This window comes from Cellulophaga sp. 20_2_10 (assembly GCF_023476645.1).
In the GTDB taxonomy this organism is placed as follows: domain Bacteria; phylum Bacteroidota; class Bacteroidia; order Flavobacteriales; family Flavobacteriaceae; genus Cellulophaga.
In genome coordinates this window covers 38187-59922 of record NZ_JAMCOJ010000012.1, presented here as the reverse complement: position 1 = coordinate 59922, position 21736 = coordinate 38187, and the positions used below count along the sequence as shown (strand labels likewise).

The window sequence follows — 21736 nt, the reverse complement described above, 5'->3', positions numbered from 1 at the left end:
AACAACGAAAATGAGCGAATTGAGTGTAAAGCACTTATTAGGAATAAAATATCTTAACAAAAACGATATTAATCTCATTTTTGAAACCGCTGATCATTTTAAAGAAGTTATTAATAGGTCTATTAAAAAAGTGCCTTCTTTAAGGGATGTTACAATAGCTAACGTTTTTTTTGAAAACAGTACAAGAACAAAACTCTCTTTTGAATTGGCAGAAAAAAGACTTTCTGCAGATGTTATTAATTTTTCAGCATCTCAATCATCTGTAAAAAAAGGAGAGACTTTAATAGATACAGTAAACAACATATTATCTATGAAAGTAGATATGGTTGTTATGCGTCATCCAAACCCTGGAGCAGGTGTATTTTTGTCTAAGCACGTAAATGCATCAATTATAAATGCAGGTGACGGTGCGCACGAGCATCCCACACAAGCTTTGTTAGATTCTTATTCTATAAGAGAAAAGCTAGGAGAAGTTGCCGGTAAAAATGTAGTTATTGTGGGTGATATTTTGCACTCAAGAGTAGCATTGTCTAATATTTTAGCTTTAAAATTACAGGGAGCAAATGTTAAGGTTTGTGGACCAAAAACATTAATTCCAAAACATATTGAGTCTTTAGGGGTAACAGTAGAAACAGATCTACGTAAAGCACTTAATTGGTGCGATGTTGCTAACATGTTACGCGTACAAAACGAACGTATGGATATTAGTTATTTTCCAACAACTAGAGAATATACTCAACAGTTTGGCGTAAATAAAACATTACTAGAAAGTCTAGATAAGGAAATAGTGATAATGCACCCAGGACCAATAAACAGGGGTGTAGAGATTACTAGTGATGTTGCAGACTCTAATCAATCTATAATCCTAGATCAGGTAGAAAATGGCGTAGCCGTACGTATGGCTGTTATTTATTTACTGGCATCTAAAATAAAATAATACATTATGGTTTTTGAAAAAGATGGTACAACAACAATTGTGGATCAAGAGAACATCTCTTTAGCAAAATTTTTAGAAAATTTAAACAACGCTTACGATAAAATAAAGAACGATCATATTATTGTAAATCTTTTTTCGTTTTCTGCGTTAACCACTTCAGACGTGTTAGAGTTTTTAGACTTGTCTAATACGCATAGAGCTTCTAATAAATCTTTTGTTTTGGTTACTAACAAAGTTTCTTATGATGATGTGCCAGAAGAGATTTCTGTAGTTCCTACCATAAAAGAAGCAAGAGATATTGTAGAAATGGAAGAAATTGAACGTGATTTAGGCATTTAATTTTAGAGATATTATTTTTTTATAGTAAATAAGTTAATTCTGTTTGCTGTTTTTTATCATATTAACTTATCAATTACAACTATTTTGCAATTAACAGTATTAGGTTGTCACGCAGCTACGCCACGTACACTGGCGAACCCTACATCTCAGACATTAGATATAAGAGGACATTTATTTTTAATAGATTGTGGGGAAGGTACGCAAGTGCAACTTAGAAAGAGCAAGCTTAAGTTTTCTAGAATAAAACATATATTTATATCTCACTTACACGGCGATCATTTTTTTGGTTTACCAGGACTAGTATCTACTTTTAGATTATTAGGTAGAGAAAACGAATTACATATTTACGGACCAAAAGGTATAAAAGAGGCAATAACGATGCTGTTAAAACTTGGAGATTCATGGACCAATTATCCACTTTATTTTCATGAGTTAACCAGTAAAGAATCTACCGTAGTTTTTGAAGATGATAAAATAAAAGTATCTACTATACCGCTAAATCATAGAATTTACACAAACGGTTTTTTGTTTCAGGAAAAGGAGGTGGATCGTAAATTAAATATCGAGGCCGTTACTGCTTATGGTATTGATAAATGTTATTATCAAAAAATAAAAAACGGAAAAGGCATTACTTTAGATAATGGTAGTGTGGTTTCTAATGCAGCGTTAACTTTTGATCCGCCTAAACCAAAAAGTTATGCCTTTTGTAGTGATACTGTTTTTGAGCCAAGTATAGTTCCTATTATTAAAGATGTAGATGTCTTATATCATGAAGCTACATTTTTAGACTCAGAAGCCGAGTTAGCAACAAAAACAAAGCATTCTACAGCAAAACAAGCAGCTACAATAGCTAAAGAGGCAAATGTTGGTGCTTTAGTATTAGGACACTATTCTACCCGTTACAAGTCTACCGACTTATTTAAGGAAGAAGCAGAAGAGGTTTTTAAACCCGTGTTTTTAGGGGAAGATGGTAAAGCCTTCAATTTTTAAGCCTAACAACAATTATCTATTTTATAAACTTTATCTTTGCCCGCTTTTTAAAGTTTGGAGTGTCTAGTATTTGTCACGGTTTTTACAGTGAATACATTACTTCATTTTCCAACAAACTTTAAAGTGCACTAATTTATAATTTAGTATGGAGAAGTTAAAAGGAGTGCTATATGTTCTTATTGGGGCAGCTAGCTATGGTGTGTTAGCAACATTTGTTAAAAAGGCTAACTTAGAAGGGTTTAGTACTAGTGGGTTAAATACATTGCAATATCTTATAGGTTTTGTTGGCGTGGCATTATTGGCTTTGCTAAATAAGAAGAACCGTACTGTTGCAAAAACAAAAGAAAATAAGAACGGAAAATTAAAGCTTATGCTTTTTGGTACGGCTGCCGGTTTAACCAGTTATTTTTATTATTTAAGTCTTAATTATATTCCTGTTTCTGTGGCAATTATATTTTTAATGCAAGCCATTTGGTTGGGTGTTGTGTTAGAGATGATATTGAGCAAAAAGGTAGATAAACTTAAGCTATTTGGTAGTATCTTGGTTGTTATAGGTACTTTATTTGCGGTAAATGTTTTTCAGGAAAGTCAATCTATAGATCCAAAAGGTTTTGTTTTGGGTATTATGGCAAGTATATGTTATACGGCTACGTTATATGCGTCTAACACAGTTGCTGTAAGTTTACCTAATATGGTTAGGAGTAAGTATTTAGTTTTAGGTGGTTTATTAATTGTTCTGTTAATATGGAATACTGCGCTTATATCTGAATTTGATTATGCAAGTTTAAGCTTCTGGAAATACGGATTGTTCTTGGGTTTTTTCGGTGCTGTTTTACCTCCAATTGCATTTAATAAAGGGTTCCCTATTACGGGCATTGGCTTAGGTAGTATTTTAACGTCATTAGAAATTCCTGTCTCTATATTAACGGCAAGCATAATTTTACACGAAGAAATTAAAGGCATACAATGGTTTGGTGTTTTTGTTATTATTATTTCTGTGGCGGTTATTAACTACAAGAGTATAGCTAACGATATTAAAAACACTAAAAACGAGTCTTCTTCTGCTTAAATATTTGCTAAATTTGTAGTTGTAAATACGGCATTGTTTTAAGTTTTTAGAATGATATTGTATGCGTTATTAAATTAGACATCACGTTATGAAGCAGGATTTAGGAAACTATAGAAAATCGTACCAGAAAAGCGAACTTTTAGAAGGTGGGGTATCAGAGAATCCAATAGAGTTATTTCAAAAATGGTTTTATGAGGTAGAGGCTACAGAGGGTGTAGACGAGCCAAATGCCATGACAATTTCTACCATAGGATTAGACGGTTTTCCTAAAAGTAGAGTGGTGCTATTAAAAAAGTATACACACGAAGGTTTTATTTTTTATAGCAATTATGAAAGTGAAAAAGGGAAAGCGATAGCTAATAACCCTAATATGTGTATTTCCTTCTTTTGGCCTCATCTAGAAAGGCAGGTTATTATTAAGGGAAAAGCAGAAAAAATTGCTGAAAATTTATCTGATGGTTATTTTGAATCTAGACCAGATGGCAGTAAGCTAGGTGCAATAGTATCAGATCAAAGTACGGTTATACCTTCTAGAGAATATTTAGAAGCTAAATTAAAGTCGCTAGAAGAAGAATATGAGAATAAAGAAATAGAAAGGCCAAAACACTGGGGTGGCTATATTGTAAAACCTGTTTCTATAGAGTTCTGGCAAGGAAGACCAAATAGGTTGCATGACCGAATTAGGTACGAGTTGCAAGAAGATTATAATTGGAAGATAGAAAGGCTTGCGCCTTAATAAATTTATTGGTTTTAATAGCGTTAGATAAGTAGTAGTTGTGCCAATTATGGTTCCGTTGCTAACTTCTATATACAGAAGTAATTTGTATCTTTGCTCCCCAATAAAAAATGCCGTAATTAATTAAGAATGAAGAAGAAAGTAGCTTTTTATACACTAGGTTGTAAACTTAACTTTTCAGAAACTTCTACCATAGCACGTAGCTTTGTAGATGAAGGTTTTGATAGAGTAGATTTTGCAGAAGCTGCAGATATGTATGTAATTAATACATGTTCTGTTACAGAAAATGCAGATAAAAGATTTAAATCTATTGTAAAGCAAGCTCAAAAGAAGAATCCAAATGCCTTTGTTGCTGCAGTTGGTTGTTATGCGCAATTAAAGCCAGAAGAACTAGCAGCGGTAGATGGTGTAGATTTGGTTTTAGGCGCAACAGAAAAATTTAAAATTACAGACTATATTAACGACTTGTCTAAAAATGATTTTGGAGAAATACATTCTTGCGAAATTGAAGAGGCAGATTTTTATGTTGGTAGTTATGCAATAGGAGATAGAACACGTGCTTTTTTAAAGGTGCAAGATGGGTGCGATTATAAATGTACATATTGTACTATTCCGTTAGCAAGAGGTATTTCTAGAAGTGATACTTTAGATAATGTTTTAAAAAATGCAGCAGAAATAGCTACAAAAGACATAAAAGAAATTGTACTTACTGGTGTTAATATTGGTGATTATGGTAAAGGTGAATTTGGAAACAAAAAACACCAGCATACATTTTTAGATCTCGTAAAGGCTTTAGATACTGTTGAAGGGATTAATAGGCTTAGAATATCTTCTATAGAGCCAAACTTGCTAAAAAACGAGACTATTGAGTTTGTATCTAAGAGTAATTCTTTTGTGCCGCATTTTCATATTCCGTTACAGAGTGGTAGTGATGCTATTCTAAAATTAATGCGTCGTAGGTATTTAACTAATTTATACATAGATCGTGTTGCTAAAATTAGAGAAGTAATGCCACACGCTTGTATAGGTGTAGATGTTATTGTTGGTTTTCCTGGGGAAACAGAGGAACACTTTTTAGAAACCTATCATTTTTTAAATGAATTAGATATTTCTTATTTACACGTTTTTACATACTCAGAAAGAGACAATACGGTAGCTGCATCTATGGATAATGCTGTGCCTAAAAATGTGAGAGCAAAACGAAGTAAAATGCTTAGAGGTTTATCTGTTAAAAAGCGTAGAGCTTTTTATGAGAGTCAGCTTGGTACAACTAGAACAGTTTTGTTCGAGAGTGAAAATAAAGAAGGATATATAAATGGTTTTACAGAGAATTATGTAAAAGTAAAAGCTCCTTGGAATCCAGAATTGGTAAATACATTACACAAGATAGAGCTAACAGAAATTGATGAGGATGGCTTAGTTAGATTTAATTTTGTAAATACAATAGCTACAGTATAGAAAAATTAATATAGAAAAACAGTATAGAAAAAAGGTGCTAAAAAGTAAAATAACTTTTTAGCACCTTTTTTAATTTTTTAGATACGAATACCTATTGGTAGCATTTCTTTGTACAATCTTTTGTTTTTTCTTAAAAAACTAGCAACATCTGGACTTGTAGGAACTACGCGCATATTTTTTTCTTGAATATCGCTTAAAACGGCTTTGATAAAGTTTTCTTTAAAATCTACAGCTATAATCTCTTCAGGAACTATTAGTTTTGTTAAAAACACTTTGCGTTCTTGTGAAGAGTATTCTAATTTAGCCAAGTGTCCATTAACTTTAGTTTCATACTGGCGTAAAAAACTATTGTCTTTAATCTCTACTTCATTCATATAGTATATGGTTTTAAATTGTAGTTAAAATATGCGTCAATGTGTTCAAAAATGACGATATTTAGATAAGTTTTATCATAAAATACTTACTATAAATAAGTGATGATAACCTTACAAAGTTACGCTAAAAATACGTAAAAACCTAGTTTTCAATTTACTAAACCCTTAGTTGCCTTAATATATGATTAACGTTTACTTAATGCCAGGTATGGCAGCTAATCCTTCGATATTTAAAAACATTAAACTACCGGAAGAAACTTTTAATCAACATTTGCTAGAATGGTTTGTACCCCGCAAGGGAATGACTCTAGAAGAATATGCAATAGAGATGTGTACTAAAATTACACATACAGACGTTGTATTAATAGGTGTTTCTTTCGGTGGTATCTTGGTACAAGAGATGGCCAAGCATATACACACAAAAAAAGTAATTCTAATATCTAGTGTCAAAACTAAATACGAACTTCCAAAACGTATGCGCTTGGCTAAGTTTACAAAAGCGTATAAGCTATTGCCAACAGGCTTGGTAACTAATATGGAGGTTTTAGGTAAGTATGCTTTTGGAGAAACGGTAACAAAGCGTTTAGAGTTGTATGAGGAGTATTTATCTGTTAAGGATAAGTATTATTTAGATTGGTCTTTAGATCAGATGGTAAATTGGGAGCAGACAGAGAGTGATCCTAATTTGGTACATATTCACGGAGATAACGACCCTGTTTTTCCTATAAAATATATAAAAGGCTGTATTCCTATATCAAAAGGAACTCATATTATGATTATAAATAGGTTTAAATGGTTTAACGAGCATTTACCACAAATAATTTTAGAATAGATAAGGTATTTAATATCTTTGAGAAGAATTGAATTTAATATAGAAATAGATAGAGGATGAAAGTTATAAAAAGTATACTAATGTTTTTGGGAGTCGTTTTAGTGGCAGGATCACTAATGTTTGCAGTGCAGAGTAGTGCAGTTGCACCACAAGAAAATAATGAAGAAGCTGCTAATGTGGCTCCAGATAATGAATACAGAGTATCGTCAATAGAAATTCCGGCAGATTTAAATTTTGCAGGAGAATCTGTTCCGTTAACAGATCCAGAGGTTATGGAGCGTATAGATCGTGAGTTTTTAGTAAACACTTACTGGCAGTCTAATGCTTTGCTATTAATGAAAAGAGCAAACAAATACTTTCCTATAATAGAGCCAATTTTAGCAAAAAATGGTGTTCCAGACGATTTTAAATATTTGGCTGTTGCAGAAAGTGGATTACAAAATGTAGTATCGCCAGCAGGTGCTACTGGTTTTTGGCAAATTATGAGAGCTACAGGTAAAGAATATGGTTTAGAGGTTAATGATAACGTAGATGAACGTTACCACATTCAAAAATCTACAGAGGTTGCTTGTAGGTACTTAAAAAAATACAAAGAGAAATTTGGTAATTGGACATTGGCTGCTGCGTCTTACAATGCAGGGGCAGGTGCTATTAACAAATATTTAAATCAGCAAAAAGTAGATTCTTATTACGATTTGTTATTAGGACAAGAGACAGGTAGATATCTTTTTAGAATTATGGCTATTAAAGAGATTTTGGCAGCTCCAGATAAATATGGTTTTGAGATTTCTGAAAAAGATATGTATAATGCTGTACCTAGTTTTACTGTAGATGTAGATGTGCCTGTATCTAACTTTGCTGACTTTGCAAATGAGTATGAGATTAACTACAAGGTTTTAAAAAGACACAATCCTTGGTTAAGAGAACCACATTTAAACAATAACTCAAGAAAAAAATATACTATTGAGATTCCTAATAAAGGATATTATAAAATAGATTAGTACTACAAATTATACTACATAAAAAAAGCCCTTAAAACATCTGTTTTAAGGGCTTTTTTTGTAATCTATGATTTATAAAGAATTAGATCTTCTTCATCTGTTGCTTCATCATTTTTATTTGATCTGCAAGCATATTCTGCTTATCTAGCTTCTTAGCTTCAGTTAAAAGTAGTGTAGCTTCTCTTTTACGTCTTTTCTGCATTGCTATACCAGCTAAGCTTAATTTAGCCATAGCCATATCATAATCCATTGTTAAACCAAGCTTAAGTGCTTTTTTAAAGTATTTTTCAGCTTGAGTTAAGTTTGTTTGAGAAAATATAATTCCGTGTAAGTAGTTGTAATACCCTTGTTGTTTTACTGTTAAAGCTCCTTCAGGGTTTTTAATTTTAGTTAACCAATTTTGAGTTCCAGCAAGATCTTGCTTTCTCATCTTTAAAAAGGCAAGTAAAATAATTTCGTTTCTAAAGTAGAAGAATACAAATACAAGAGAAAAAAGAATAAGGGCAATGCCATTACCTATATTACCTTCTATAAATTGATAAACTGCGTAAGCTATGATTAAGGCTGCAATACCTATTTTAATGTTTTTATTGAACATATTCTTTTTATTCTATTGTTTTATAACTAATTGTTGATGTAATTTTTGTTGGTATTTTTTGATCCCCTAACATTGGTACTATAGAATTTCCGCTAGATGTACCAGTAACTTCCATTGTAGTAATAAAGCCAGTTTTAGCATTTGCTATTGCTTTGGTTGTTTGTGTTCCTGTTAAATCCATAATAGCATTAGTGTCTTTAACGGTCATTACAACAGCTGCAGTACAGCTTAAAGTTGTACTATTTGCGTCTTGGGCATCTAATGTCCACTTGTTCTTGGTATTTAATTTTCCAGAGTATTCATTTTCCCAAGTATCACCTACAACAACTTTAGTTGCTGTATTTGGGTAAATGTAAGTCATTTGTTTAAAGCTACTAGCTAAACCTTCTGTTCCGTATTCTTTACCTAAAGATGCTTTTACAGAGGCCAAAGTAGTAGGGTCTGTAATACCAGAAGCATCCATCATTTTACTTACTAATTGGTCTCCGCCGTCAACATTAGTAATATCACCATTGCTAGCTAAAGTAATTTTTACAGGAATATTTAGGATAGAGTTAAACATTTCAGATTGTAAGTCACCTTCTTTAACTTCTTTGGCTTTTACATCCATTAAAATACCTTGTAAATTAGATGTCATCTTCATATTTAAATCTGTAAAAGACATTTCTAATACGTAAGCACCATCTTTTTTTTCTAAAACTTTCATTTTATACTCACCAAAAATATCGTTAGTAAGCTCGTGAGACATACCTTGCATTTCTTGAGTAATAACTTGTTTTGCATTTTGTTGTACAATAAAAGTATCACCAACAGAAAGTTTGTATTCTAATTTAGATTGAGCTTTAATACCTAAAGAGCATAGTAAAACCGAGGTAAGAAAGAATAATTTTTTCATTTAAAAAGAGTGTTATAAATTTGCAAATGCAAAAGTACTAAAAACAAACTAAAATATTTTATTAATTAGGTTTGCTAATGAAAAAACTCTTTGTATATTTGCGCCCAGCTTTTATAGAGCAAAATTAAAGTTAAGATTTTTACATTACATTATTATAAAGATATTCTAGTATGCCGAAAAGAACGTTTCAACCATCAAAAAGAAAGAGAAAAAATAAACACGGTTTTAGAGAGCGTATGGCTTCTGTAAACGGTAGAAAAGTTTTAGCTAGAAGAAGAGCTAAGGGTAGAAAAAAACTTACTGTATCTTCTGAGTTGAGACATAAGAAATAATGATTATATATATTATAAAATAATAAAGGTGTTACTTTTTTAAAAGTAGCACCTTTTTTTTGACCTAATCGTACGTATACTACGTTTAAAATTACACCCAAAACAATAAAATAAGTTACAATGCCGAAAAGAGAAGACATTAAATCTATTTTAATAATAGGTTCTGGACCAATAGTAATAGGGCAAGCATGTGAATTTGATTATTCTGGATCACAAGCATTACGTTCTTTGCGCGAAGATGGAATAGAGACAATCTTAATTAATAGCAATCCTGCTACAATTATGACAGATCCAACAATGGCGGATCATGTGTACCTAAAACCATTGACAACAAAATCTATTATAGAAATCTTAAAAAATCATCCAAATATAGATGCTGTTTTGCCAACAATGGGTGGGCAAACTGCATTAAATCTGTGTATAGAGGCAGATGAAAAAGGAATTTGGGAAGATTTTAATGTAGAAATAATAGGTGTAGATATAGACGCGATTAATATTACAGAAGATCGTGAAAAATTTAGAGAGCTAATGCTTAAAATTGGTGTTGGCATGGCACCACAAGCAACAGCAACTTCTTTTTTAAAGGGTAAAGAAATAGCACAGGAGTTTGGTTTTCCGTTGGTAATTAGAGCTTCTTATACTTTAGGTGGTGCTGGTGCTTCTATAGTTTACAAACCAGAAGATTTTGATGAGTTACTTAGTGTAGGGTTAGAGATTTCTCCTATACATGAAGTAATGATAGATAAAGCATTACTAGGTTGGAAAGAATATGAATTAGAGTTATTACGTGATAAAAATGATAACGTTGTTATTATTTGCGCTATAGAAAATATGGATCCAATGGGGATACATACAGGAGATTCTATAACGGTAGCTCCTGCTATGACATTGTCTGATACTACATACCAAAGAATGCGAGATATGGCTATCCATATGATGCGTAGTATTGGTGACTTTGCAGGTGGTTGTAATGTACAATTTGCCGTTAGTCCGGATGAAAAAGAAGATATTATTGCAATTGAAATTAACCCAAGGGTTTCTAGATCATCTGCATTAGCATCGAAAGCAACAGGGTATCCAATTGCAAAAATAGCCTCTAAACTAGCTATTGGTTATAACTTGGATGAACTAGATAACCAAATTACTAAATCTACATCTGCTTTATTTGAGCCTACTTTAGATTACGTTATTGTAAAAATACCACGTTGGAACTTTGATAAATTTGAAGGATCTGATAGAACTTTAGGTTTACAGATGAAATCTGTTGGAGAAGTTATGGGTATTGGCCGTTCTTTTCAAGAAGCATTGCACAAGGCAACACAGTCTTTAGAAATTAAACGTAATGGTTTAGGTGCAGACGGTAAAGGTTATACAGATTATGATCAAATAATACAAAAACTTACCGTGCCAAGTTGGGATAGGGTTTTTGTTATATATGATGCAATACAATTAGGAATTCCGTTAAGTAGAATTCATGAAATTACTAAAATAGATATGTGGTTCTTACGTCAGTATGAAGAATTACATCACCTAGAAAAAGAAATTTCTAAGTATACAATAGAAAGTTTACCAAGAGAGTTATTGTTAGAAGCAAAGCAAAAAGGTTTTGCAGACAGACAAATAGCACATATGCTAGACTGTTACGAGAGTGAAGTACATAAAAAACGTTCTGCACAAGGCATAAATAGAGTATTTAAACTAGTAGATACTTGTGCTGCAGAATTTAAAGCAATGACACCTTATTACTATTCTACTTTTGAAGAGGAGATAGAAACGCCAGACGGTAAACGTTATGTGCAAAATGATAGTATTGTAAGTGATAAGAAAAAAGTTGTAGTACTAGGCTCTGGACCAAACAGAATAGGACAAGGTATAGAATTTGATTATTGCTGTGTACATGGTGTTTTGGCAGCTGCAGAATGTGGCTACGAGACTATAATGATTAACTGTAACCCAGAAACGGTATCTACCGATTTTGATACAGCAGACAAATTATATTTTGAACCTGTTTTTTGGGAACATATTTATGATATTATTCAGCATGAAAAGCCAGAAGGGGTTATTGTACAGTTAGGTGGACAAACAGCTTTAAAGCTTGCAGAAAAATTATCTAAATACGGGATAAAAATAATAGGAACTAGTTTTGAAGCTTTAGATTTAGCAGAAGATAGAGGTAATTTCTCTAAAATGTTATTAGAAAATAACATCCCTTTTCCTCAGTATGGTATTGCAGAAACTGCAGATGAAGCTTTAGATTTAGCAGACGAGTTAGATTTTCCGTTATTAGTAAGACCATCTTACGTATTAGGAGGTCAAGGAATGAAAATTGTAATAAACAAAGCAGAGCTAGAAGAGCATGTTGTTAATTTATTAAAATCTATTCCAGGAAATAAACTTCTTTTAGATCACTACTTAGACGGTGCAATAGAAGCAGAGGCAGATGCTATTTGTGACGGGGAAGATGTTTACATTATAGGTATTATGGAGCATATAGAGCCTTGTGGTGTACACTCTGGAGATTCTAACGCTACATTACCTCCTTTTAACTTAGGAGAGTTTGTAATGCAACAAATTAAAGACCATACTAAAAAAATAGCTTTAGCATTAAATACAGTAGGTTTAATAAACATACAGTTTGCTATTAAGGATGATATGGTTTACATTATAGAAGCCAACCCTAGAGCATCTAGAACCGTTCCTTTTATAGCAAAGGCATACAAAGAGCCATATGTAAATTATGCTACTAAGGTAATGTTAGGAGAGAAAAAAGTAAAAGACTTTAATTTTAACCCTCAATTAGAAGGGTATGCAATTAAACAACCTGTTTTCTCTTTTAATAAATTTCCTAATGTAAATAAGAATTTAGGCCCAGAGATGAAAAGTACAGGAGAAAGTATCTTGTTTATAGATAGTTTAAAGGATGATGAGTTTTACAACTTATATGCAAGACGTAAAATGTACTTAAGCAAATAGTGTAAAATCTTTACAATAAAAAAATCCCCATTAGAAATTTATCTAATGGGGATTTTTATTTACTAACTAATCTAAATGTGGGGTTTCGTAGTCTTGCTTTTATTATCCCCAGAAGGGAGATAAAAATCTCTTCCCTTAAGTTGGGGTTTATTGTTCTACTCCTGTGGATTAAGAGGTAGTATATTGTAAATAGATTTTTCTCCTTTAGTAATAGTTTTTGCTAATGTTTCAAAAGATTCTTTTTCTGGATCATTAGAATTCCATTCAACTCTTCCCTTATCAAAATCTGAGAAGTAAGTGTCCCAATCTGCGTACTTTTCTTTAGCCATAACCAATGTTTCAGATAAGATTTCTAAAGATTCTTCTTTCGTTAAGTATTCAGAAGCGTAACCCATACAAACATTATTCGCAACTCTAGCGTAATCCCAAGATTTGTATGTGTAATCTCTAGTTTTTAATTCTTCTAAAGATTCTAATAAAGATTCTTTATTTGTAATATCCCAAGCACTTTTAAGCATTCTTTTAGCCCCAGCAGCGTCCGTTCTTTCAAAAGGAAATTCAAATATTTCTTTATAGCCACTAGCCAGCTGTTCATTTGTAGTGTAGTTAGCATTACTCATCATAGACTCCACATCGCTTACACCGCCGTATCCGTGAATAAAATATATACCACCAAGCATAAAGCTACTTAGCTTTTCGTCTTTTAATTGTTCGCTTTTAGAGCAAGAAACAGCACTAAATATTGCTAAACAGTAGATAGCAGTTAACTTTAGTTGTTTTACTTTTTTCATAATTTTTAATTTTGAATAGGACTTATTTTAATATATACGCTAATTTATAGCAAGGCAGTTGTAATTACTTTAAGCAATGAATATTCGCCTAGAGTTAATTAATATTCGTTTTCAGTTTATAGTATTAGGCTCTCCGTTTGCTAAATAGTAGTAGTTATATGTTGTACTATCTATTTTAGATTTTAATTGTATATGATATTCTAATCCGGATTTATTGCCGTCTAATGGGGAAGAGATAACTATTTTATGAAGGATTAACTCTTTTTTAGACGTGTTTTGGTTGCCAGTCTTTATAGCTCTTTTAACTAAGCCATCTATAGAGCTAATATCTATTTCTTTTTGTAGAGAAAACATATAGTTTTCTATTTCACCTTTTTCTAATTTCAAAGAAATTTCTGATAGTTGTGCCCAGGCATTATCTTTAAACGACCAGCCTTCCATACGTAAAGATTCAGGCGTGTTTGTAACAGTGGCATCAACTTGGATTCCTTTTTCTTGGTAATTTTGTAATATTATATCTGTGTAAAGCGCATCTTTACCAAACTTCTTTTTCAGAACTTCATCAATCTGTATAAACCCATCTGCATTAGCTTTATATACTTTTTCTTTGCAGGAAAAGAATATAAAGAGTAGGAGTATAGGTAAAATAGATTTTAGTTTCATCGTCATTTTTGCTAAAGAGTATTTACTCTTAATTTAGGAGTAAATGTATAGTCTAAAGCCGGTTATGTATATGAAGAATCTATATTAGTTAAGGATGAGTTTATATTTGAAGCTAAAAACGATTAGTTGTTTAGTAAGCGTTCTACAAATTCAGTTTTACGGCGAGCAGAAACCGGAATTTGTTCTCCTGACTTTAGAAAGATATATCCGTTTTTATCGTACTTATCTATGTAATCTAAATTAACAACATAAGATTGGTGTGTACGCATAAAACGATCTTCAGGGAATTGATCTTCAAATTCCTTAATTGGTTTAGACGCGATATAAGATTTTCCACTAGATAAATAAAATGTAGTGTATCCTTTATCAGATTTACAATGCGTTAAATTTTTAAATTCTATAATTTGTAAACCTTCTTGCAAGCGTAAAACAAGTTTTTCTTTTTTACGTCCAAGCATTTCGTTTTTAACAACTTGTAATTGTTCTTGCTGTGTTTCTGCATTTGTAGTTATGGCTTTGTCTATTGCTGCCTCTAACTCTTCAATATCTACGGGTTTTAAAATATAATCTACAGCACCGTTTTTTAGTGCTTGTAGTGCATACTGCTCGTATGCAGTAATAAATATTACATTATAATTTAGGTTGGTGGTTTGCTCTAAAAAATCGAAAGCATTACCATCTATAAGGTTTATATCTAAAAAAATTAGATCTGGATTACAGGCATTTGCAACGACTACTGCTTCTTTTACAGATTCGCATTCTCCTAATATTGTTATATCTTTTTCTAAAGAAGTTATCATTGCTAATAACCCTTTTCTAATATAAAGTTCGTCTTCTACTATTAAAGCTTTAAGCATCTTCTGTTTCTATTTTATATGGTAAAGTAAGTGTAACAAGTGTTCCTTGTTCTTTGTAAATTGATCTATCTTCTATTATAACGCCAGTTTCTACTTTTAATTCTTTAGAGATAATTTTTAGGCGTTCTGCTGTTATCTGTGTAGATAAAGACTTCTTTTTACTATTCGTGTTTTGTTTAGTAGCATTAATACCTAAACCATTGTCTTTAATTAAGCAGACTAGTTTATTATTTTCTAAACTTATTTTAAGTGATATTTCTGCGTTTTCCATATTGTTTTTAAAACCGTGTTCTATGGCATTTTCTACAAATGGTTGCATTAACATTGGTGGTACAAGTACATTTACATCATTTAATTTTTCATCGACTATTAAACTATAATTAAAGCCATTTTGACCTCGCATATTTTGTAAGTCAATATAGTTTTGTAGTGCTTTTAACTCTTGTTTTAAGGGTACAAGTTTTTCTCTGGAGTTTTCTAAAATTAAACGTAGGAGTTTAGAGAATTTAGATAAATAAATAATTGCTTTTTTGTCTTCCTTGTTCAAGATCATCCCTTGGAGAACAGATAAACTATTAAATATAAAATGAGGAGTCATTTGTGAGCGTAACAAACGTTGTTCTGTTTGTATGTGTTCATGAGCTGTTTTTATATTTCGATATTTAAAAATAAATAAAGCAGAAAGTAGGGTAACGGTTAATAAAAGCAATAAAAAGGCACCCCATATTTTTTGTTTCTCTGCAATTTCTAGGCGGTTATCTATAACTTTTACTTGCTTTATTAAAGTTGTTTCTCGTCTATTAGCAACTTTTAATTGTTTGTCAGAGCTTTCTAAAGCATGTATTTTTTCACTAATTTTTTCTCTAAAGATTTCTTCATTAGTGTCTTCTATATAGTCTAAGTACCCAGAAGCTTCAATTAATTTATTTTGAGATCTATATAGGTCAAAATAATGTTCGTATAAGTTTTTTTTATTATAAAGTGTAGAGTTTTCTGTTAGCGATATAGCAGCTGAATCTAAGTATATTTTGGCATTTTTCCAGCTTCCTTTTCTTATATATGCTAAGCCAATATTAGAGTAATGAACATTATGGTTTCTTTCATCAGACTGTTTTAATGTTTTTTTAAGGTAAACAATAGCCTCGTCCCACTTTTCTAGTCCCATTAGAGTTAACGCGTAGTTATTGTTAAATAACGATAGTTTCCTATATTTAGGATACGTAATATTGTTGTATATTTTATGGGCTTTTTTAAAATCACCATTATGATAATACAACATTCCCCATTTAAAGCATAGACTTTGGTAAGCAATAGAATCTTTTTCTCTAAAAATAGGAGCTACTTTTTCACAATACTCTATTCCTTTTTCAATTTCATTTAAGTCGATAAGATTTTCTGCCATTAAATTAAAAGCCCTAACCAGATTGGTTGTATCTTTTAAACGCATGGCCTCTTTTGTCATTTTATTAGAGAATACTAACCCGTTAGAATACTGCCTAGTTCTACCATAGGATTTAGTAAGATAAAAGAGTTCGTCTAAACTAAGTTTTTCTATTTCCTTTTTTTTATTAAGGGTATCTATAACTACATAATACTCTCTAGAATTAAATAACTCCTCTAGTGTTTGCTGTGCTTGTATAGGTTGATATATTCCAAGACATAAGAAAAATAGAATTATGGTTTTTAACTGCTTCATAAATTGGTTTAACAAAATTGAATATAACCAAATGCTTGTAATTATTACAATATGTTTTTAGAAATATTAATTATTTTCTTCTTTTTTTAATAATTCGCCATCTGCATTGTAAGTCTCACCGCTATATAGGCTGTATGTAGCATTATTACTATCAGTACTTAACGTCATTGAGTTTGCTGTATCTGGAAACTTTTTAAAAACTTTGTTGTTTTTATCTATTAAATAGGCTGTTCCATTTTTTATTACATAAGCGTATTTTTCTTGAAAATATTTAGCTTCTTTGTATTCAAAAGGAATAACAACGTCTCCTTTTGTGTTAATATATCCATATAAATTACTTCCTTTTTCCTTTACAGCAGCTAGGCCATTAGAAAAAATATCTGCCCATTGGTACCCTTTTAAGTCAATAATTACTTTTCCCTTTTCATTAATAAAGGCATCCTTATCTGTATAATTTACGTTGTCTTTTATATAATTTTTAGCGGCAAGTATAAGTCCAGCTTTGCCAAAGTCACCTTCAAAATTTTGCCATCTACCATTGGTAATATTTTTTCCAGTTAAGGTGTATATATCGGTGTCATTGATACCATTTTCTTTGTCAATTTCAGTTATAAAACTATTTTCTAAAACCGTTATTCTATTAAACCTTTCTGGTAATATTTGTTTTCCGTATTTATTATAAAGACTAGTTTTTCGATTATTATAAACATTAAAATAGCCTTTTTCGGGGTAAATATTGTTATAAATATTAGGTAATAATACTTTACCTGTTTTTGCATTAATTAAACCTTTAGGACCATTAACTTCTTTTTCTGTAATAACAATGTTACCATCATAGATTTCATATCTATATAACACATAATCTATTTTCTCTAGCGTATTGTTTGTAGTGTTTAGCCAAAGATATTCTCTAGTGTAGTCTGTGTCTTCTGTGTAGTAATAATAATCTAAAACGTATTCTAAGTTGTTGTACGTAGGCTTAATAACCCAATTACCAGCAGCATTAACAAAACCGCTTTTATTTGTGGTACTGTCTTGTGCTATATAATAACCAAAATTAGATTTTTTGTAGCTAGATGGTTTTAGGGTTACTTTTTTTGTGTTTACTGTTGGTTTGCCTTTATTTATAAAGAGTTTTATTTTATCTATCTCTCCTTTAGCAGAATAAGTAGTATAGGTTGTACGTGAGTTTATAGGTGTTTCTGGTACGGTTTGTAATAAACTGTTTTTTAAATCTTCTTTTGTTTTAATCTTATTATTATCAATCTTTTTAATTGTTTTAGAAAAGATAGACTTTACATCTTTTAAATAAGATAGCATTTCTTCAGTAGGCTTGGAATTGCTAGAAATCCCTTTTTCTTCTAAAATTTCACCATTTTCATGTATTGCTTCAATAGAAACAATATTGTCTTCTAAATAGCTGGGGTATGTAATCTGTACCTTGTTGTAATCTACTTTTTTGTAGCTTATAGCAATAGTGTCAATTTCTGTTGTAGAAGCATCTAGGATATACTCTTTAACATTTGGTACACTGTAAATAAAGTTAGTATTTATACTGTCTACATTTTTAGCAGAAGAAAAAGTATGAACTAGATATCCATTGGAGTTTTTTATACAAGTTGCTGTATCTGTTACAGTTGTTTTATCTGAAAAAAACTTTTTTTCTACTTGTATTTTTATTGGATTATCAATTTTATCCCAATGCTCTTTAATATATTTTAATTTTAAATCTGATGAGCTATAGCCTCCAAACCTTAAAGTAGCGTTAGGAGGAGTTATTTTTTGCTCAAATATAATCTCATTAGTAAAATCTGTAATGTGTTTATCTATGGTATCCTTTGAGTAAATTTTATATGGATTTTCCTTAAAAATAGTAGTGTCTTTTTTCTGAGATGTCTCTACCGATAATTCTAAATTTATGCTCGAAAAATTTAATAGCATAGTAATACCTTGGTTTTCTTCTTCTAAAAGTTTTTTAGCTTCAGTAAGAGTTAAGGTGTCTATAGCTTTTAGTAATGGATTGTCCTTGTCTATATTTTTTAATGGTTTTTTTTGTGACGTACAAGAGCAAATACCAATAACTAAAGCTAATGGTACTATTATATTTTTAAGCATAAATTTTATTTTAATTGGGAGGTCTAGCTATAAATTTCTTGTTCTATGTTACTTTTTTTATAAGATTTTATAGCGAAAAAGATAAATACAACAGTAATAAGAGTTCCTAATATAAGAGTATTGGTAGATCCTAAAGTTTCAGAAATAGATATAAGTATTTTCTTTAATCCTCTTCTAGAGCCAGATACAGTTACATTTTCACCGGCTTCTAACTTTAGTGCACTATCATATGTAGCAAAAGTTAATATTGCAGACACTAAACTGTATAAAGCAGGTTTTAACCAAGCTTTGGTTTTTTTCTGCTCTATATTTTTTGTGAAACTGGCATTAGAAACGATGGTATCTAAGGTAGACTGAAATTCCTCTTGTGAGGCAAAATCCAAATACACTTTTTCTTTCTTCCCTTTTTCAGTAAAAAATACTTGAAAACCTTGTTCTGCTGTAAAAGGAACAATTTTTAAAATATCTGTATAACTAAAAGTATGTTGTGTGTTTAATAGCCCTTTTTTATCTGAATCTAATTCTGCTGTAAAAGCCTCTATAGTTTCATAATCTTCATCACAGACCCTGATTGTAGTATCTGTTAATAATATGTTTTTAATATATGCTGCTTTAGGATTAATTATAAATTGTTGCATTTATCTATTTTTTTATATTTTGATAAATGTAGACAAGCATACTAAAATACATACACATCAATATATATTTGACTATAGTTAATTAATATTTGATTGCTTTTAAGCTAAAGTTCAATTTTAATGTTTTCAGATTCTAAGGTGTCTACAAAGTCTTCAATCTTAAAGTTAGAAGATTCAAAAGTGTTACTTCTTTTAAAGGCTTGCTCTTTACGTCTAATACTACGCGCAAATCTGCGTATGCCTTGTTTATCTTCTACTAAAAGTCCTGGCACTACTAAGCTTTTACCATCTGCATCTTTAGCAACCATTGTAAAATAAGACGAATTACAGTGTTTTTTTTCTCCTGATGTAATATTTTCAGATTCTACCCTAACACCAACAACCATAGAGGTTCTACCCGTATAGTTTATAGATGCTTTAAGTGTCACTAATTCTCCTACTTCTATGGGGTTTAAAAAATCTACTCTGTTTACAGATGCAGTTACGCAGTAACCTCTAGAGTGTTTAGAGGCACAAGCAAATGCAATTTGGTCCATTAGATTTAAAATATAACCACCGTGCACTTTACCTCCAAAATTAGAGTGTGCAGGCAACATTAATTCTGTTATAGAAACTTTAGATTCTTTAGCCGTTTTAAATTTTTTCATAGTCTTAATTTCTAACGTGTGGAGATTTTTCTTTTGTTACTTCTGTAATAAAATATTTAGTATCACCTAACCAAGAAAAAGTTGCGTAACGCTCTACATAGGTAACCTTTACATAGTTACCTTGGTATTCTTTTAACTTATTTATAATGTCTTCGTCTTTATCTAAAACCGAAAAAGAAAATATTTGCGCTCCAGATATTCCTTGACTTATTTCTCCTTCCCAGGTTTTAACAATAACTCCTTTGTGGCTAAATTTTATTAATTCGCCAGATCTATAACCCTCGCTAATTGGCACATAATATATAAAGGCATACATAGCTGCAAATACGGCTACAATAAGTAATACGGTAATAATTAATGCTTTTTTCATTTTATAAAAGTATAATGGTTGTTTTTGTTTATAATTCTTCGTGGTTATCTAAAGCTCTATTTAAAATTGACTCAGGAATAGATTTTTTAGCCTTGGCACCCATTTTTTTTAGTTTCTCTATAGAAGTTACAATGTTACCGCGACCTTCTACCAACTTATTCATAGCGCCTTTGTACTCCGTTTTAGCTTCATCCATTTTTTTGCCAACTCTAGTTAAGTCACCAACAAAACCTTCAAACTTGTCATACAAAGCACCAGCTTGTTTGGCAATCTGTATGGCATTACGTTGTTGTTTTTCATTGTTCCACATTGTATCTATAGTGCGTAAAGTAGCAAGTAGAGTAGATGGGGTAACTATAACAATGTTCTGTTCAAAAGCCTTGTTGTATAAGTTGTTATCATTATTAATGGCTACTGCAAAAGCAGGTTCTATAGGAACAAAAAGCAAGACAAAATCTGGACTTTCCATTTCGTATAAGTCTTCATATTTTTTTGCTGATAATTGATCTACATGTTTACGTAGAGAAGCAATATGTTCTTTTAAAAATTGTTCTCTATCAGTTTCATCGTCCGCATTTACATAACGCTCGTAAGCGGTTAAAGATACTTTAGAATCTACTACCATTTTTTTATTATCGGGTAAATTAATAATAACATCTGGTAATACTCTAGAACCATCTTCTCTTGTAAAACTTTGCTGTACTGTATATTCTCTATCTTTTTCTAATCCAGATTTTTCTAGTACACGTTCTAACACCAGTTCTCCCCAGTTTCCTTGCATTTTACTATCGCCTTTTAATGCTTTAGTTAAGTTTTCTGCTTCCTGGGTAATTTTTAGGTTCTGACTCTGTAAGTTTAATAATTGTTCTTTTAAGGCAGAATGTATGCTGATGTTTTCTTTCTGACTTTCTTCAACCTTTTTCTCAAACAACAGAATTTTTTCTTGTAATGGATGTAAAATGTTTTTAATGTTTACCTGATTTTGTTCTGTAAACTTGGTACTTTTTTCGTCTAAAATCTTATTCGCTAAGTTTTCAAACTCTTTGGTAAACTTTTCTTGAAGCTGTTCTACTTCTTGTTTTTGTTCTGTATTCTTAAGTTCAAGGTTTTCTAAATCTGCTTGGTATCTTGTAATTCTGTTTCCAAGTAGCTCTTTGTCTTCACGCAAAGAGTTTTTTTCATCCTCTAGAGATAATAGTTTATTTTCTAATGTAGTCAAGTTTTGCTTTAATATAGATTCTCTTTCTAATAGAGCACTTTGGCTAGATTTTGTTTTAAGGTTCTGAATATAATTCCCTAAAAAGTAACCTGCAGCAAGGCATAAAATGGCAACTAAAAAGTAAATTAAAAAATCGGGCATAAAATTCTAGTGTCTATAAAAAAGTAAAGATAAAGGTTTTGTCTTTTGTTTTCTTTATAGTTTTT

The 21736-nt window shown here is 31.2% G+C and carries 22 protein-coding genes; 10 read left to right on the top strand and 12 right to left on the bottom strand.

The features are described 5' to 3' along the window. The first annotated feature begins 10 nt into the window (after positions 1-10). From M4I21_RS16450 to mtaB, 6 genes are all read left to right on the top strand, one after another. Complete coding sequence (locus tag M4I21_RS16450) at positions 11-937, top strand: aspartate carbamoyltransferase catalytic subunit (RefSeq protein WP_249560317.1); 927 nt, start codon at positions 11-13, stop codon at positions 935-937. 6 nt (positions 938-943) lie between these two features. Further along, entirely contained in the window at positions 944-1276 is a 333-nt protein-coding gene (locus tag M4I21_RS16445; protein ID WP_072301750.1) for a ribonuclease Z, read from the top strand. An 84-nt stretch (positions 1277-1360) separates the two neighbouring features. Further along, entirely contained in the window at positions 1361-2266 is a 906-nt protein-coding gene (locus M4I21_RS16440) for a ribonuclease Z (RefSeq protein WP_249560316.1), read from the top strand. Between the two features lie 145 nt (positions 2267-2411). Next, a complete protein-coding gene (locus M4I21_RS16435) occupies positions 2412-3335 on the top strand; it encodes an EamA family transporter (protein WP_249560315.1) in 924 nt (307 codons plus the stop codon). Between the two features lie 88 nt (positions 3336-3423). Beyond that, complete coding sequence (pdxH, locus tag M4I21_RS16430; protein ID WP_249560314.1) at positions 3424-4071, top strand: pyridoxamine 5'-phosphate oxidase; 648 nt, start codon at positions 3424-3426, stop codon at positions 4069-4071. 129 nt (positions 4072-4200) lie between these two features. Next, positions 4201-5529, top strand: a complete 1329-nt coding sequence (gene mtaB / locus M4I21_RS16425) for a tRNA (N(6)-L-threonylcarbamoyladenosine(37)-C(2))-methylthiotransferase MtaB (RefSeq protein ID WP_249560313.1) — start codon at positions 4201-4203, stop codon at positions 5527-5529. A gap of 77 nt (positions 5530-5606) precedes the next feature. On the opposite strand, the gene M4I21_RS16420 is transcribed toward mtaB, so the two are convergent. Continuing rightward, positions 5607-5903 carry a GNAT family N-acetyltransferase gene (locus M4I21_RS16420; protein WP_249560312.1) on the bottom strand — a complete coding sequence of 99 codons (297 nt, stop codon included), beginning with the start codon at positions 5901-5903 and terminating at the stop codon, positions 5607-5609. Between the two features lie 181 nt (positions 5904-6084). Here M4I21_RS16420 and M4I21_RS16415 point away from each other — a divergent pair, with 181 nt between their 5' ends. Beyond that, on the top strand, positions 6085-6735 hold the full coding sequence (locus tag M4I21_RS16415) for an alpha/beta hydrolase family protein (protein WP_249560311.1): 651 nt from the start codon (positions 6085-6087) through the stop codon (positions 6733-6735). 56 nt (positions 6736-6791) lie between these two features. Further along, on the top strand, positions 6792-7736 hold the full coding sequence (locus M4I21_RS16410; protein ID WP_249560310.1) for a lytic transglycosylase domain-containing protein: 945 nt from the start codon (positions 6792-6794) through the stop codon (positions 7734-7736). A gap of 82 nt (positions 7737-7818) precedes the next feature. Here the strand turns inward: M4I21_RS16410 and M4I21_RS16405 are convergent, their stop codons facing one another. Then, entirely contained in the window at positions 7819-8334 is a 516-nt protein-coding gene (locus M4I21_RS16405; protein ID WP_249560309.1) for a DUF2892 domain-containing protein, read from the bottom strand. A 7-nt stretch (positions 8335-8341) separates the two neighbouring features. Further along, positions 8342-9229 carry a DUF6263 family protein gene (locus tag M4I21_RS16400; protein ID WP_249560308.1) on the bottom strand — a complete coding sequence of 296 codons (888 nt, stop codon included), beginning with the start codon at positions 9227-9229 and terminating at the stop codon, positions 8342-8344. A 170-nt stretch (positions 9230-9399) separates the two neighbouring features. Here M4I21_RS16400 and rpmH point away from each other — a divergent pair, with 170 nt between their 5' ends. Together rpmH and carB are read left to right on the top strand one after the other, a co-directional pair. Next, the gene (gene rpmH / locus M4I21_RS16395; RefSeq protein ID WP_013619748.1) at positions 9400-9561 is read left to right on the top strand and encodes a 50S ribosomal protein L34; all 162 of its coding nucleotides are present in this window, start codon (positions 9400-9402) and stop codon (positions 9559-9561) included. Between the two features lie 120 nt (positions 9562-9681). After that, a complete protein-coding gene (gene carB / locus M4I21_RS16390) occupies positions 9682-12534 on the top strand; it encodes a carbamoyl-phosphate synthase large subunit (RefSeq protein WP_249560307.1) in 2853 nt (950 codons plus the stop codon). A gap of 155 nt (positions 12535-12689) precedes the next feature. Here carB and M4I21_RS16385 read toward each other — a convergent pair whose 3' ends face one another. From M4I21_RS16385 to M4I21_RS16345, 9 genes are all read right to left on the bottom strand, one after another. Further along, positions 12690-13325, bottom strand: coding sequence for a DUF1266 domain-containing protein (locus M4I21_RS16385; protein WP_249560306.1), 636 nt, complete (start codon positions 13323-13325; stop codon positions 12690-12692). Positions 13326-13436: 111 nt separating this feature from the next. Continuing rightward, positions 13437-13988: a hypothetical protein gene (locus M4I21_RS16380; RefSeq protein WP_249560305.1), complete on the bottom strand. Its 552-nt coding sequence runs from the start codon at positions 13986-13988 to the stop codon at positions 13437-13439. Between the two features lie 122 nt (positions 13989-14110). After that, complete coding sequence (locus tag M4I21_RS16375) at positions 14111-14845, bottom strand: LytR/AlgR family response regulator transcription factor (protein WP_249560304.1); 735 nt, start codon at positions 14843-14845, stop codon at positions 14111-14113. Next, the gene (locus M4I21_RS16370) at positions 14838-16541 is read right to left on the bottom strand and encodes a tetratricopeptide repeat-containing sensor histidine kinase (RefSeq protein ID WP_249560303.1); all 1704 of its coding nucleotides are present in this window, start codon (positions 16539-16541) and stop codon (positions 14838-14840) included. Before M4I21_RS16370 ends, M4I21_RS16375 begins: the two co-directional genes overlap by 8 nt. 66 nt (positions 16542-16607) lie before the next feature. Beyond that, the gene (locus tag M4I21_RS16365) at positions 16608-18656 is read right to left on the bottom strand and encodes a WG repeat-containing protein (RefSeq protein WP_249560302.1); all 2049 of its coding nucleotides are present in this window, start codon (positions 18654-18656) and stop codon (positions 16608-16610) included. A gap of 23 nt (positions 18657-18679) precedes the next feature. Further along, positions 18680-19294, bottom strand: a complete 615-nt coding sequence (locus tag M4I21_RS16360) for a hypothetical protein (protein ID WP_249560301.1) — start codon at positions 19292-19294, stop codon at positions 18680-18682. A gap of 104 nt (positions 19295-19398) precedes the next feature. Beyond that, positions 19399-19941, bottom strand: a complete 543-nt coding sequence (locus M4I21_RS16355; protein WP_249560300.1) for an acyl-CoA thioesterase — start codon at positions 19939-19941, stop codon at positions 19399-19401. A 4-nt stretch (positions 19942-19945) separates the two neighbouring features. Continuing rightward, positions 19946-20311 (bottom strand): DUF8785 domain-containing protein, encoded by a 366-nt coding sequence (locus tag M4I21_RS16350; RefSeq protein ID WP_249560299.1) that lies wholly within the window; start codon positions 20309-20311, stop codon positions 19946-19948. A gap of 28 nt (positions 20312-20339) precedes the next feature. Further along, positions 20340-21671 (bottom strand): DNA recombination protein RmuC, encoded by a 1332-nt coding sequence (locus tag M4I21_RS16345; RefSeq protein ID WP_249560298.1) that lies wholly within the window; start codon positions 21669-21671, stop codon positions 20340-20342. Between the last annotated feature and the right edge of the window lie 65 nt (positions 21672-21736).

What these genes read in the sequence shown, in the direction of transcription:
- M4I21_RS16450 (WP_249560317.1), top strand. Translation starts at nt 11, where the DNA reads ATGAGCGAATTGAGTGTAAAGCACTTATTAGGAATAAAATATCTTAAC.
- M4I21_RS16445 (WP_072301750.1), top strand. Translation starts at nt 944, where the DNA reads ATGGTTTTTGAAAAAGATGGTACAACAACAATTGTGGATCAAGAGAAC.
- M4I21_RS16420 (WP_249560312.1), bottom strand. Translation starts at nt 5,903, where the DNA reads ATGAATGAAGTAGAGATTAAAGACAATAGTTTTTTACGCCAGTATGAA.
- rpmH (WP_013619748.1), top strand. Translation starts at nt 9,400, where the DNA reads ATGCCGAAAAGAACGTTTCAACCATCAAAAAGAAAGAGAAAAAATAAA.
- M4I21_RS16380 (WP_249560305.1), bottom strand. Translation starts at nt 13,988, where the DNA reads ATGAAACTAAAATCTATTTTACCTATACTCCTACTCTTTATATTCTTT.
- M4I21_RS16375 (WP_249560304.1), bottom strand. Translation starts at nt 14,845, where the DNA reads ATGCTTAAAGCTTTAATAGTAGAAGACGAACTTTATATTAGAAAAGGG.
- M4I21_RS16415 (WP_249560311.1), top strand. Translation starts at nt 6,085, where the DNA reads ATGATTAACGTTTACTTAATGCCAGGTATGGCAGCTAATCCTTCGATA.
- M4I21_RS16345 (WP_249560298.1), bottom strand. Translation starts at nt 21,671, where the DNA reads ATGCCCGATTTTTTAATTTACTTTTTAGTTGCCATTTTATGCCTTGCT.
- M4I21_RS16435 (WP_249560315.1), top strand. Translation starts at nt 2,412, where the DNA reads ATGGAGAAGTTAAAAGGAGTGCTATATGTTCTTATTGGGGCAGCTAGC.
- M4I21_RS16400 (WP_249560308.1), bottom strand. Translation starts at nt 9,229, where the DNA reads ATGAAAAAATTATTCTTTCTTACCTCGGTTTTACTATGCTCTTTAGGT.
- carB (WP_249560307.1), top strand. Translation starts at nt 9,682, where the DNA reads ATGCCGAAAAGAGAAGACATTAAATCTATTTTAATAATAGGTTCTGGA.
- pdxH (WP_249560314.1), top strand. Translation starts at nt 3,424, where the DNA reads ATGAAGCAGGATTTAGGAAACTATAGAAAATCGTACCAGAAAAGCGAA.
- mtaB (WP_249560313.1), top strand. Translation starts at nt 4,201, where the DNA reads ATGAAGAAGAAAGTAGCTTTTTATACACTAGGTTGTAAACTTAACTTT.
- M4I21_RS16360 (WP_249560301.1), bottom strand. Translation starts at nt 19,294, where the DNA reads ATGCAACAATTTATAATTAATCCTAAAGCAGCATATATTAAAAACATA.
- M4I21_RS16370 (WP_249560303.1), bottom strand. Translation starts at nt 16,541, where the DNA reads ATGAAGCAGTTAAAAACCATAATTCTATTTTTCTTATGTCTTGGAATA.
- M4I21_RS16350 (WP_249560299.1), bottom strand. Translation starts at nt 20,311, where the DNA reads ATGAAAAAAGCATTAATTATTACCGTATTACTTATTGTAGCCGTATTT.
- M4I21_RS16355 (WP_249560300.1), bottom strand. Translation starts at nt 19,941, where the DNA reads ATGAAAAAATTTAAAACGGCTAAAGAATCTAAAGTTTCTATAACAGAA.
- M4I21_RS16405 (WP_249560309.1), bottom strand. Translation starts at nt 8,334, where the DNA reads ATGTTCAATAAAAACATTAAAATAGGTATTGCAGCCTTAATCATAGCT.
- M4I21_RS16410 (WP_249560310.1), top strand. Translation starts at nt 6,792, where the DNA reads ATGAAAGTTATAAAAAGTATACTAATGTTTTTGGGAGTCGTTTTAGTG.
- M4I21_RS16385 (WP_249560306.1), bottom strand. Translation starts at nt 13,325, where the DNA reads ATGAAAAAAGTAAAACAACTAAAGTTAACTGCTATCTACTGTTTAGCA.
- M4I21_RS16365 (WP_249560302.1), bottom strand. Translation starts at nt 18,656, where the DNA reads ATGCTTAAAAATATAATAGTACCATTAGCTTTAGTTATTGGTATTTGC.